The sequence below is a fragment of the Pollutimonas subterranea genome (assembly GCF_002849655.1).
Classification (GTDB): domain Bacteria; phylum Pseudomonadota; class Gammaproteobacteria; order Burkholderiales; family Burkholderiaceae_B; genus Pollutimonas; species Pollutimonas subterranea.
Genome location: NZ_PDNW01000005.1, coordinates 267627 through 280747 on the forward strand (window position 1 = coordinate 267627; position 13121 = coordinate 280747).

General features: G+C 58.2%; 9 protein-coding genes, 1 tRNA gene and 1 riboswitch. Of the genes, 5 read left to right on the forward strand and 5 right to left on the reverse strand.

The window, feature by feature from the left end; translation table 11 throughout:
* Positions 1 to 44 precede the first annotated feature (44 nt).
* On the reverse strand, positions 45 to 617 hold the full coding sequence (gene mntP / locus CR159_RS08555) for a manganese efflux pump MntP (RefSeq protein ID WP_102073630.1): 573 nt from the start codon (positions 615 to 617) through the stop codon (positions 45 to 47).
* Positions 618 to 625: 8 nt separating this feature from the next.
* A riboswitch (yybP-ykoY riboswitch) is annotated at positions 626 to 800 on the reverse strand.
* Positions 801 to 975: 175 nt separating this feature from the next.
* Between mntP and CR159_RS08560 the strand changes: the two genes are divergently transcribed.
* Positions 976 to 4299 carry an autotransporter outer membrane beta-barrel domain-containing protein gene (locus CR159_RS08560; protein ID WP_199173268.1) on the forward strand — a complete coding sequence of 1108 codons (3324 nt, stop codon included), beginning with the start codon at positions 976 to 978 and terminating at the stop codon, positions 4297 to 4299.
* 94 nt (positions 4300 to 4393) lie between these two features.
* On the opposite strand, the gene CR159_RS08565 is transcribed toward CR159_RS08560, so the two are convergent.
* Positions 4394 to 4468, reverse strand: a tRNA-Arg gene (locus tag CR159_RS08565).
* 249 nt (positions 4469 to 4717) lie between these two features.
* Here CR159_RS08565 and CR159_RS08570 point away from each other — a divergent pair.
* Positions 4718 to 5683: a c-type cytochrome gene (locus CR159_RS08570; RefSeq protein WP_102073581.1), complete on the forward strand. Its 966-nt coding sequence runs from the start codon at positions 4718 to 4720 to the stop codon at positions 5681 to 5683.
* Positions 5684 to 5781: 98 nt separating this feature from the next.
* Here the strand turns inward: CR159_RS08570 and CR159_RS08575 are convergent, their stop codons facing one another.
* A complete protein-coding gene (locus CR159_RS08575) occupies positions 5782 to 7317 on the reverse strand; it encodes a 3-hydroxyacyl-CoA dehydrogenase (protein WP_102073582.1) in 1536 nt (511 codons plus the stop codon).
* The gene (locus tag CR159_RS08580) at positions 7314 to 8534 is read right to left on the reverse strand and encodes a CaiB/BaiF CoA transferase family protein (RefSeq protein WP_102073631.1); all 1221 of its coding nucleotides are present in this window, start codon (positions 8532 to 8534) and stop codon (positions 7314 to 7316) included. The genes CR159_RS08575 and CR159_RS08580 overlap by 4 nt, the downstream gene beginning before the upstream one ends.
* A gap of 169 nt (positions 8535 to 8703) precedes the next feature.
* Between CR159_RS08580 and CR159_RS08585 the strand changes: the two genes are divergently transcribed.
* From CR159_RS08585 to CR159_RS08595, 3 genes are all read left to right on the forward strand, one after another.
* Positions 8704 to 9684 (forward strand): NAD(P)H-dependent flavin oxidoreductase, encoded by a 981-nt coding sequence (locus tag CR159_RS08585; RefSeq protein WP_102073583.1) that lies wholly within the window; start codon positions 8704 to 8706, stop codon positions 9682 to 9684.
* A gap of 26 nt (positions 9685 to 9710) precedes the next feature.
* Entirely contained in the window at positions 9711 to 10427 is a 717-nt protein-coding gene (locus CR159_RS08590; RefSeq protein ID WP_233208226.1) for an enoyl-CoA hydratase-related protein, read from the forward strand.
* Positions 10428 to 10587: 160 nt separating this feature from the next.
* The gene (locus CR159_RS08595) at positions 10588 to 10821 is read left to right on the forward strand and encodes a hypothetical protein (RefSeq protein ID WP_102073585.1); all 234 of its coding nucleotides are present in this window, start codon (positions 10588 to 10590) and stop codon (positions 10819 to 10821) included.
* Positions 10822 to 10983: 162 nt separating this feature from the next.
* On the opposite strand, the gene CR159_RS08600 is transcribed toward CR159_RS08595, so the two are convergent.
* A complete protein-coding gene (locus CR159_RS08600; RefSeq protein WP_102073586.1) occupies positions 10984 to 13116 on the reverse strand; it encodes a UvrD-helicase domain-containing protein in 2133 nt (710 codons plus the stop codon).
* Between the last annotated feature and the right edge of the window lie 5 nt (positions 13117 to 13121).

The following is a 13121-nucleotide window of genomic DNA, read 5'->3' on the forward strand; positions in this document are numbered from 1 at the left end:
TGCATGGCACCTGCGGCGACAAGCGTTCATCGCAGGAGCCCGAATCAGGGCGCCGCGCGTAAATGTTCGATCAAAATCACGGTGCCTATTCCGATAAGAATAATGCCGCCGACGACTTCAGCGCGACGGCCTACCATCGCTCCCAGAGCCCGGCCCAGCATTACACCGAACGTGACCATGACCAATGTCGTGATGCCTACCGCGATCGCGATCGGGATAATGCTTACGTCGAGAAAGGCCAGGCCGACCCCGACCGCCATGGCATCAATACTGGTGGCAAAGCCGGTTACGGCAAGCAACCAAAAGGAATGTTTCGCCGGCCTGACCTCGGGCACAGCGGATTCGGCCATACAGGCGTTGCGGATCATGAGAACGCCAAGGCCGGAGAGCAGGACAAATGCTATCCAATGATCCCAGGCGGATACGTAGGGTGCGGCGGCGAGCCCCAGCCCCCACCCTATGATTGGCGTGGCGGCTTCGATAACGCCAAATATGACGCCCGTCTTGAGCGCCTCGGTAAAATGAGGCTTATGCAGGGCTGCGCCCTTGCCAACCGCCGCGGCGAACGCGTCTGTGGACATGGCGAAAGCCAGTAAAACAATGGATGCAAAATTCACGGGGAGGTTCCTGGCCGGGCGACGGATCCATGACATGCCCACGCGCCCGACCGATTGCGTTGGTATGTCCATGGTCTCGCCAAGCCAAAGATGGCTGCCGGCGCCACGGCACAAGAGGTGCCGAGAATGTTGACGCGGGCGCTTCCGGGGGCGGAAGCAGACTACTCCCCAAATGACCCGGGGAGTGTAGCACTTATATGAGATGTCGCCTTTTCGGTGGGCGTGGCTCCATCGCATAGGAGGGCGGACGCATCGTCCGTCGCGTCATAGTTCTTCCATAGAAAGAGGCCATCAAGTTTGCTTACTTATGGTAAAAATCGGACTCAATCAAACGACATCCGACTCCATAGAGCTCTCCGTGAACCTCACAATTTTTGCCTTGGCCATCCCCCTCGCCTTAGTCGCCACCTCCTCGCACGCCATCGAAGAACGACTCGTCCATTCGCCCACTGGCACAGCGGTTTTCAAGGTCCGTTTTTTTGACACAGGAGACGGCGCGTTCATGCCAGACTGGCCTGAAGACCTGCAATCGACATGGAATCTGGATGCAAAGCAAAAAGGGAAAATAGAGAGCTCAATATCGTATTGGGCAGAGATCATCAAGCCGGAACCCGGACAATTGCCCGCAATTATTAATGTTGGCACCTTCAACCAAGCAAACGCCTCTGGGACCAGCACGCCGCTCACTGATGAAGACGGGGGCATCGCCATCACGCAAATACAGGCGGCTCTCATGGGCGAGGACGCGGATGAGCTCACTTTTGGCTCGCATGCTCAGTTTGTCATGGGCAAACTTGATTTCGACACCATCGACTATGTGCCCGCTCAGTTACCACGTCCCGACGGTCAGGCTGATCTGGTTGGCGTTGCCTTCCACGAGCTGGCCCATGGATTGGGCGTGCTTGATTTCGCACAAGACTCGGATGGCCCAGGCACACCTCGTTTTGCCGATGCGCTTGGATCGTGGAGTCGAGGTCTGCGGGATGATAACGGCAATCCCTCCCGCCCGGGGCAGGCCATATTGTGCTCGCTATGCGACAACCCCTACGAGGCCGACGCTTTCGACGTCCGAAAGGATGAAGCCCATTTCACTGGGAAGAATATAAGCGAGGTGCTGGCCGGCGCCTTGCCCGGTGTACCGGTCAAGGTGTTGGGACACAGTCCTCGCGGTGACAGCGGGATCGACGACAACTACATGAGTCACTCCGAGCTCAAGAACAGCATGATGAGCCACCAGACCTACCGGAATTACTCCACCTTCATGGAAGCGGAACTGGCGGCCATGCAAGACTTGGGCTACAACATAGACCGGCGCAATTTCTTTGGTCATTCGGTGTATGGCAATGGCCAGCACTTAGTCAACAATAACGGCTTCTTCCAGCGGAATCGCGAAGGCACGGCTTACCTGTCCGGGCAGTACAACACGGCCACTCTGGGCTTGGGCTTGCATGTTTACGGTGACCACAACACGATCTTCCAACAGGCCGACCTGCTCAGCAAGGGCGCCGGCGGCGCCGGTATCCGGGTGGACGGGCAAGCAAACGACATCACCATCCCGTCCGGCACCCGGGTTCACGCCGACGGACTGAACGGCCGGGGAGTGATGTTCGCCTACGGCAAGGGACACAACCTCATCTTGCGCGGCGATGTCCAGGCACTGGGCGACATGGGTATAGGCGCAAGCTTCGACTTTGGCAACAACCCTTTGTCCAATGATACAGAGTACCGCGGCTCGTATATCCATAGCTCGCGTGGACAAGCGCTACCCTTGCTTGACGAGCTGAATGGTGCGTTGGTCGAGTCATTCGACCTCACTGGCCGCATTGCCGGGAAAGCGCAGGCCATCTATATGTCGCGCAATGCACTGGTCAAGCACATCAACGTCATGAACGGCGCGCAAATCGAAGGCGACATACGCTCCGACTACGCGCAAGCCGATGCTACCGGAAAGGCGCGCCTTTCCCAGCTAAGTTTCGGCCAGCTTGCCGATGCGAACGGCCGTGCGACCGGCCAGACTGACGCTGGCTTCCGCTGGCGCTACGACGGCAACATCAAAGGCCTGGACAATATCGTGCTGGCACCCATGGGCGGCACCACGACGCTTAACGGCCAGCACGAAGTACATGGTGTCAACGTGGGGCCGGCCGCAACATTGGACGGCAACGGCCACTATGTCTTGAAGTCCGGCTCCAGCTTCATCAACAACGGCACTCTTTCTCCCGGCAACTCCATTGGCCGAATCGATATCGCCGGCGACTATCAGCAAGGCGGCACCGGCATCCTGCGCATGGACGTGAATGGCGCCCAGGAACACGATACGCTAGCAGTCACCGGAAACGCCGGCCTGAACGGCCAGTTGACCCTGACTCCGCAACCTGGTGACTGGTATAGTCAGAGTTGGAGCCTTCGTTCCAGCGACCTTGTGCAAGCTGGATCGGTCGATGGCGCCTTCAAGACCTTGATTGTCGAGCTGAGTTCTCCTACGCTTTCGGTCGGCACGCAGCGCCTGGATGCGAGCAGCTTCGAGGTTCGCATCGGCCGCGAAGAGAACGCGTACAGCCAATATGCCACCAATGACAATGCCGCAGCCGCTGGCCGCGCACTCTATCAGCTGGCATCCACTTCCGGAACGAACACTCGACCATTGCTGCAAAGCCTGGATTTTTCGGCGAACGATGGCACCGGCGTCGCCCGGGCACTCGACCAGCTCACTCCCGCTGGCTATAGCGCCATGGTAGCGAGCTCACTGAACCGTGAACAACAGATTGGCGGCATTGTTTCCGGTCGTGCCACCCGATATACGCCGGGCGCCTTGTCACCTGACCAGTGGACCGCCTTTGCCGTACCCTTTGGCGGCAGCACGTGGCAAGATACGCAGGGCTCGATGGTTGGCTACGACAGTTCCAGCTACGGGGTCGTATTCGGAACGGAGAAACACAGCACCAACAACACGGCCTGGAAATTCGGTGCCTACGGCGCGGTCAGCGGGCAGTCCGTCGACATCGGCGCCCCCCAGAATGGCAGCGGCAAGTCCACGGCGTTCAACCTGGGGCTGCACGCACGCTTTGCACCCAATGAGACGGCTGGCCCCTACGCGTTCAGCCAGGCACAACTGGGCATCGAGGACGGAAGGCTCACTCGCCATATCAACGTCGACGGCTACTCTGCCAAACACTCCGCCGACTGGACGGGCTGGAGCGGCTCGCTGGCTGCTGGCGGTGGTTACCGCTGGGCATTGACCGACAGCGTCAGCGTAGGACCCATTGTTTCCTTCGCCTACACCCATCTTTCCCGTCCCGAACTAACAGAGTCCGGCCCCGCCGCCACCGGATTGACCCTTGACTCGAGCCACTTCAATTCGCTTCGATCCAGTATGGGTTTCAATGCGGGGATCGATCTCCCGCTGAAGAACAGGGCTGGCTTGCGGGCTGATTTTCAAATCACCTGGGATCGCGAACTGTTGAATAATGATGCGATCCAGTATGCATATTTCGCGGGCGCACCCGAAGTGGGGTTTGCCAGCAGAAACCAGGTAATGGGACGCGATTCGCTTGGATTGCAAGCAGGCCTGGCCTTTCAGGTGAAAGAGAACATATCGCTGGGCGCCAATGTATCCAGCCAGTTCTTCCGCGCAGGGCAGCGCTCGGTGGCGGGCAACGTTTCGGTAAATTGGCGATTCTAAAACGATGGCACCGCCAATAGTGACGTATGGCGGCCTGCCATAGAAGCGGCAGATACAAAAAAGTGTCCAAAAGAACACTTTTATTGTTAAATTCTGGCGCGCCCGACAGGAATCGAACCTGTATCTAAAGCTTCGGAGGCTCTTATTCTATCCATTGAACTACGGGCGCGGGGTCGTCATTGTAGCCTGTTTGCCGGGATTTTTTTTGCGTACTGCACATTACCCCTCTTTTGACTGTCAGAGGTGCCTGTCGCATTGAGATGTATCAACTTTCATGCACTTAAACGACAGTCTCGTTATAATCCTTCATTCACGTGGCTTTGGGCCCTATGCGCGTCTTGCGCAAGTCAGCGCACAGCTCACCCACATAGCCTTCAGGCCTTGGCGCCTTCTGACTAGGAACACGCAGGATTCGATTATGAATAACACAGAAGAACACGTTGAAGAGACCATCGAGGAACACGAAGGCCTCATCAAGACGCCCAAGCAATTGATCGTAACCGTCGTCCTGGCGTTCATCGTGCCGGTTCTGATCATTGGCCTGCTTATTCTCCTGGTGACATCGTCCTCCTTCATGGGATCCGGGTCCGATGCCCAGACCCCGGAAGCCATCGCCTCGCGCATCAAGCCCGTCGCGCAATTCGCCCTGGTCGATGCGAATGCCCCGAAGGTGTTCCAGACGGGACAACAGGTGTTCGATACGACCTGTACCGCCTGCCATACCGCCGGCGTGGCCGGCGCGCACAAAATTGGCGATACCGCCGCCTGGGCCCCGTTCATCAAGAAGGGGTACGAGGAACTGGTCAAGAATGCAATTCACGGCATCAACGCCATGCCTCCGAAAGGCGGCAATCCTGCACTGAGCGACTTCGAAGTTGCACGCGCGGTGGTTTACATGACGAATAAATCGGGTGCCTCGTTCGACGAGCCTGCGGAACCTACCGGCGACAAGGCTGACGCGGCGCCTGCTGAAGCGGCGGCCCCAACTGCTGCCGCTTCACCCGCTGCTGCTCCTGCGGCCGCTGCACCGGCCCCTGCTGCTTCCGAGGCAGCCGTGCCTGCTCCCGAGCCTGAAAAATCGGCCCCGGCTGCTGCGGCCGCCCCTGCCGCCGAAAAAGCGCCCGCTAGTGACACGGCAGCTATTGATCCCGCAGGCGAAAAACTCTACAAATCCGTATGTTTCGCTTGCCATACAACCGGGGTCGCCAATGCGCCAAAACTTGGTGACAAGGCTGCATGGGCCAAGTATGAAGCCGCCGGCCTGGATGCAATGGTTCAGAATGCCATTCACGGTATTGGCGCCATGCCGCCACGCGGCGGCTCGCAAGCAAGCGATGCAGAAGTGAAGGCAGCTGTGCAATATATGGTGAATGCCCACAAATAAGCACTCTGCCTCCAGATAAAAAAACCGCCATGATTGGCGGTTTTTTTTATCAACTCAAACAAGAAGCCACCGCGAGACGATCGGCGCCTCGCCCCAGCTTACACGGCTTTGCAGGCCGCTTCAGCACGCAGCGACAGGCCTAGCTGTACTCGGCGCTGCAGCCATGGGCTGGCACGATAACGCATATCGCCGGTGACGCGACACATCGACCGCAGGATCTCCAGGACATGGGCACCGCCCAGCGCGTCACCCATGGACAGGGGACCGCCTTTCGGATATCCCAATCCCAGCGACACGGCCAAGTCGATGTCGGCCGGTGTGGCAATGGTTTGTTGAGCGATGTCGCTGGCCACATTCACTATTGTCGCCACTATTCGCTGACCGATGAATCCGGCGGAATCGTTGATAACCGAAACCGGCGTGCCGTCACTGGCAAACAAGGCATGCGCGGCATCGCGCCACTCCGGCAACGTCGATACCGAACACATTATCACGCGGCGCTTGCCCTGCTCCAGGCCGAAAAACGTGTCCAACGCTACCGTTCGGTCACCATCGAGCTGGTGCGCGCTGACGACGGAAGCGGTGTCTTCGCCGTATGGGGTGACCACGATCAAGGCGTCGGCCGGCGGCGCTTCTGCCGCAATGATCGTTATGCCCAAGGCCTTGAGCAAAGCCGCCGCGCGTTTATGGCCGACCGAATGGTAAGGCGCCAGCCATACCTTCAGGCCTTGGCGCATTGCCGGTACAGCAGGCTCGTCTGGAACCTGCTTCTGGCCTTCCGGGTACGGATAGAAGCCCTGACCCGTCTTGCGGCCCAGCAACTTGCCGGCGCTACGTACGGCGGTAATCGGTGATGGACGAAACCGAGGTTCGTCGTAGAACTGCTGATAGATGGATTCCATCACGGCATGTGAGACGTCCAGGCCTGTGAGATCCAGCAACTCGAAAGGCCCCATGCGAAAACCGGCCTGCTCGCGCATGATGGCATCTATCTGGTAGAAAGGCGCAACGGCCTCTTGCGCCGCCTTCAGGCCTTCGATGTTCATGCCACGCCCGGCGTGATTCACGATAAAGCCCGGCATATCCTTGGCGCGAACAGGCGTGTGGCCCATTGCACGCGCGAACACCATCAGTGCGTCGCCGACTTGTACGTCGGTACGCAAGCCATCGATGACCTCGACGACCTTCATGAGCGGGACAGGATTGAAGAAATGGAAGCCGGCAACCCGCGCGGGATGCTCGCAGGCTTGTGCAATAGCGGTGATCGGCAAGGAAGATGTATTCGACGCGAGGATGCAATCCTGCCCAACAATGCCCTCGAGCTGCCGGAAAAGATCGCACTTGACTTCCAGCCGCTCGACGACGGCCTCTACGACCAGATCCACATTGGCCATCGCCTGCAAGTCGCTGCATGGCTGGACGCGCTCGAGCGACTGAGCGGCCAGTTCGGGAGTGATCTTCCCTTTCGCAGCCAGCTTGTCCCACATCTGGCTCAGGTTTGCGCGGGCCGAGGTAATGGCATCGGCATTCAAGTCGAATAGCAGAACATCAAAGCCCGCCTGCGCCGCGATTTGGGCGATCCCGCGGCCCATGGCGCCTGCGCCTACGACGCCTATCTTCTTGATGTCTTTCATTTTGTCAGCTCCTGGATTTCTTCGTCTGACAGGCCCAGCCGTTCGCGCAGGACCTGCTCGGTATGTTCGCCCAGTAAAGGCGCGGCATGATGATAATTGACCGGGCTATCCGAAAAGCGCAAAGGACTGGAGCTTACTGGCGCCTGGCCAGCCGACCCGTGCGGCAGCGTCTGTCGCATGCCACGCGCCTTAACTTGCGGGTTTTGATAGACCTGATCGATGGTATTGATAGGACCGGCTGGCACGCCGACCTTCTCCAGCGCTTCGAGCCAATAATCGCGTGTCCGCGATTTCATAGCTTCAGTCAGCAATGGAATCAGTATCTCGCGATTAATCACGCGATTGGAATTGGTTTTGTAACGGATGTCCTCGGGCAAGGCGGGACGGCCGATGACATGGCAATAAGCCTTGAACTGGGTGTCGTTGCCCACGGCTACGATAAGATGGCCGTCGGATGCCGCAAATACCTGATAGGGCACAAGATTCTGATGCGCGTTGCCTGCCCGTCGCGGAGCTGCGCCAGTGGTGAGGTAGTTAAGATTCTGGTTGGCGAGCATGGCCACTTGGCAATCGAGCAGCGCCATATCGATATGCTGGCCCAGGCCGCTGCGAGTCCGCTCGTGCAGGGCAGCCAATATGCCCACCGTGGAATACATGCCCGTCATCAAATCGGCAACAGCCACTCCCGCCTTCTGAGGGCCTCCACCCGGCAGATCGTCGCGTTCGCCGGTAATGCTCATCAGGCCGCCCATGCCCTGGATCATGAAGTCGTAGCCCGGCCGACTGGCGTAAGGCCCCGTCTGGCCAAACCCCGTAATGGAACAATAGATGAGGGAGGGATTGACGGCCTTGATGCTCTCGTAATCGAGCCCATACTTGCTTAAACCACCAACCTTGAAATTCTCAACCAGGATATCGCATTGCTTTGAGAGCTCGCGCACCAGGTTTGCGCCACGCTCCGTTGCAATATCGATGGCGACCGATTGCTTGTTTCGGTTCGCCGACGCATAGTACGCAGCCTCCGTCGTGTCTTTACCTTGTGCGTCTTTCAGGTATGGCGGACCCCAGCCGCGCGTGTCGTCACCCGCGCCGGGTCTTTCGATCTTGATGACTTCCGCACCAAGATCGGCAAGATTTTGTGTGCACCAGGGGCCGGCCAGGACCCGGGTAAGGTCTAAAACACGAATACCAGTAAGCGGAGCAGGACGAAATGACATGGCGGCAATCAACAAGTAAAAGCGGTATTTTGCCTCATATGATCGCTGCGTGTGCGTGGCGCACCCTCGCTTCTCATCAGGCGGTCGTTTAGCCCTAGAATAAGTGGGCGCGCCGGCAGACCACAGCGGGTGCCGTGCAGCAATGTACATCTTTCCGGAGAATCAACGAATGCCCCGCACACTGGTTACCCAGCTTTACCAACAACTCACGCTTCCGGTCATATCGGCACCCATGTTCATTGTCTCGGGTCCCGATCTGCTTATCGCGCAGTGCGCCAGCGGCATCATCGGTTCCATGCCCGCCCTGAACGCACGCCCGCAGAGCAAGCTCGCGGAATGGCTTACCCAGATCGACACGGCGCTGGCCGAACTGAAGCGGCGTGAACCCGGGCGTATCGTCGCACCCTACGCCATCAACCATATCATCCATAAATCAAACGACAGGTTGTCCGAGGACCTTGCCGTCTGCGCCGACCATAAAGTGCCTCTTATCATTACCAGCCTGCGTGCGCCCAACGAAGTGGTCGACGCCGTGCACGGATGGGGCGGCAAAGTCTTTCACGACGTGACGACCATGCGCCATGCGCGCAAAGCGCTCGACGCCGGGGTAGATGGGCTGATACTCGTGTGTTCGGGGGCCGGTGGCCATGCCGGCACATTGAGTCCCTTTGCATTACTGGCAGAGGTGCGAAAAATATTCGACGGCCCCATCGCACTATCAGGTGCCATCTCGCGCGGCCACGACGTGCTGGCTGCTCGCGCCATGGGCGCCGATTTCGCCTACATTGGCACCCGCTTCATTGCAAGCCACGAGGCGCAAGCCCAGGAAGCCTACAAGCAAATGCTGGTAAATGCCCAGGCCAGTGATGTCATCTACACGCCGTTCTTTACGGGTATCCCTGGCAATTATCTGAAACCCAGCATTGCCGCAGCCGGACTGGACCCCGACGCACTGCCCGCCTCGAACCCGGACGGTACCGATTTCGGCAGCACCCGTACCAAGGCATGGCGCGATATATGGGGCGCCGGACAGGGCGTAGGAAGCATAGACAGCATCTCGTCGGTCGAGACGATCGTGGAAAAACTAAAGCAAGAGTATCGCGAAGCTTCTTCGGTTCTGGGCGATTCATTCGCGGAGGCACGAGCATGATAGTAAGCCGCCTAGAAGGATCCTGCATGACCTTGACCATCAACCGCCCGGAACGACGCAATGCCCTGACCGGCTCCATGTACCAGGCGTTGGATCAGGGCCTGCAAGCGGCACAGGCAGATCCGGCATGCCATGCCGTCATCCTGACGGGTGCCGGCGACTGTTTCACGGCTGGTAATGACCTGAGCGAATTCCAGGCGACACGCAGCCTGACGGACAGTCCCGCACTCGCATTTCTGCGTACGCTCGCCAACGTGGACGTTCCGGTGATTGCCGCGGTGGAAGGGCACGCAGTCGGCGTGGGTGTAACGCTGCTTCAACATTGCGATTTTGTCTATGCCGGCGAAACCGCACAATTTTCCATGCCTTTTGTTTCGCTTGGACTATGTCCCGAAGGCGGCTCCAGCACTTTGCTGGCCCAGCTGGTCGGGGCACGCCGCGCCAGCGACTGGCTGTTGCTTGGCAGGCAATTCGACGCCGCGGAGGCTTATGAAAGCGGCTTCATTACCGCGGTCTCACCGCCCGGCCACGCGTTGAACGAGGCACAGGCGGCTGCTGACGTCCTTGGACGGCAGCCCGCCGAAGCATTGCGGATCAGCAAACGGATGCTGCGCGAACCCGGACGTGCGGAACTGATGCGTACGTTCGATAAAGAACGCGACCTTTTCACCGAGCGACTCAAGTCGGAAGAAGCACAGGCAGCCTTTCGGCTATTCTTTGACCGCAAGTCCAGTCAGTCCTGAACGCCCGGACCTGGGGCGATGCCGAGCTGGCATTGCTTTCGTGGTTAAAAAACAGCACTTTCAACACCTTAGAAAGAGATTAGGGTTTTCCCTAGCTATATCCTAGGGAAAACCCTATAATGAGTTCTGTCAGTAAAGCTCTTTTAAAGGTGAGTAAATTATGTCGAGTATTTCATTCAGTTCCGATAGCCGCTTAAGTGATTCGATCGAGCGTGACCTGATGCGCGACTCCTTGAGCAATGGCGAAGCAGTCTCCATCATGGCCGTGGCCACGAAAGTAGCAAGCGGAATCAAATCCAGCTTGTCGGCTTTCGCCCAGTACATGATTGACGTGACCCAAGCTCTAGACGAAGCACGCGCTAAAGACGCACGTTACACGCGTACCGCGTGGTAAGCAGCATCAGGTAGTCATGTAGTACAGCGCATGTGAAAAAGCGCTTAGTAAAGAGCCTGCCAATTTGTGGTGGGCTTTTTGTTGTCAGGCCACTTCAAAAGCACTCCAGCTGGCAGCAAGCCGAAGGCGCAGCGTGGGGGCCCCTTTTCCGTTTTCGTTAGTTCACGCCTTGTTAAGCAATGCCTTGAGCATTCCGAGACGGTCCTTCGGACTTAGCGCCCGCGTAGCAGGATCTTCTTCCAGCTTGACTTCGGCCAGGCCCATTTCTTCGATGAAGCGCGAGCGCTCGCGAACAACATCTTCGCGAGCCCGACGTCGTTTCTTGCACCAGGTCAGGTGCAAGCTGCGCTGGGCACGTGTAATGCCGACATACATCAAACGTCGTTCTTCCTGGATGCGCAAGGCCATTGCCTCGGCAGCGGTAGCGGGGTCCGAATCTTCTTCGTCGCGCCCCAGATGCGGCAGCAGGCCCTCTTCCACCCCGGCCAGGAACACGTGCGGGTATTCCAAACCCTTGGAAGCATGCAGCGTCGATAGCTTGACGGCGTCTGGGTCTTCGTCTTCCGAGCGTTCCAGCATCGTCACCAGGGCGACATGCTGCACCAGCTGCAGCAATGTGAGTTCGTCTTCCGAAGCCTTGCGTTTCAGCCAACTGATGAGTTCCATCACGTTCTGCCAGCGTGTCTGGGCAGGACGCTCTTCCAACGTATCGTAGAGATAGCGTTCGTACTGGATGGTATTGAGCAAATCGTCCAGTAAGGCACCCGCTGAATCATCTTTGGCGCCGTCCACGCCAATTTCGTTCAAGCCGTCATCGCTGCCGAACAGGTTGCCGCTACCGGGTATGACCCGCAACGCAACACCTTTGCGCCCGGCGCGCGCCTGGATGCGTTGTATAAATGTGCCGAAAACCTGCAACGGCTCCAGCTGCTTGGAAGCGAGCCTTTCGGTGGAGCCGATTTCGAAAATGGCCTCGAACAGTGACAGTTGGCGCTCCGCAGCGAACTGGCCCAGGGTTTGCAAGGTTTGCTGTCCGATACCGCGTCGTGGCGTTGTCACAGCCCTGATGAATGCGGGATCGTCGCTGTCGTTGGACACCAAGCGTAAATACGCCAGGATATCGCGAATTTCAGCCTTGTCGAAGAAGCTTTGACCTCCGGAGATGGTGTACGGAATCCGGAGGTTGCGCAGTGCCTGCTCCAGCGCGCGCGCTTGATGATTGCTACGATAAAGTACGGCAAAATCCCGCCATTCCGCCTGCCGCTCGAACCGGCCGGCCGACAGCCGTACCGCTATCGACTCGGCTTCGCTTTCCTCGCTGTCCATGGCCGTGACTTGTATGGCTTCCCCCATCCCCAGGTCAGACCAGAGCTTCTTGCCGAACAGGTTGGGATTCTTGCTGATAACCTGATTCGCAGCGGAAAGAATGCGCTGGACTGAGCGGTAGTTCTGCTCCAGCTTTATTATCTTCAGCGCCGGATAATCGGTGGTCAGCTTGGCAAGGTTTTCGACCGTCGCACCACGCCAGGCGTAAATGGCCTGGTCGTCGTCGCCCACAGCGGTCAGCATGGCGCGATCACCGGTCAACCATTGCACCAGCCGATACTGGCAAACGTTGGTATCCTGATATTCGTCGACCAACAGGTAATGCACCCTTGCCTGCCAGCGTTGCCGTACTTCGGCGTTATGCTCCAGCAGCATTGCGGGCAATCTGATCAAGTCATCGAAATCCACAGACTGATAGGCCACCAGCGTCGCGCTATAGCTTCGATAGATTTTCGCCGCTTCGACTTCGCTGGCGCTTGCAGCGCTGCGATCGGCCGCATCCGGATCCATCAGGGCGTTCTTCCATAAGGAAATATTCTGCTGCACAGCCCTTAGGCGTGCCTTATCGGTGGTGGCCAGAAGTTCCTGAATAATCCCCAGGGCATCCGTGGAGTCGAGTATGGAAAATTGCGGTTTCAGGCCGGCGTGTATGGCTTCTTCACGCAAGAAGCGCAGGCCAAGAGAATGGAAAGTGCTGACCGTAAGGCCTTTGGCCAATTTCGGATCGACCAGCAGCTTTACCCGCTCATTCATTTCGCGCGCGGCCTTGTTGGTGAAGGTCAGCGCCACCACTTGCTTGGCTGAATAACCGCACTCGCGCAATAAGTAAGCGATCTTCTGCGTAATCACGCGTGTCTTTCCGCTGCCCGCGCCGGCCAGCACCAGACAAGGGCCATCCAGATACAGCACAGCCTCACGCTGCGTTGCATTCAGATCGGAAGCTACGGTATGACCTCGGGACGAATTCAATGCTG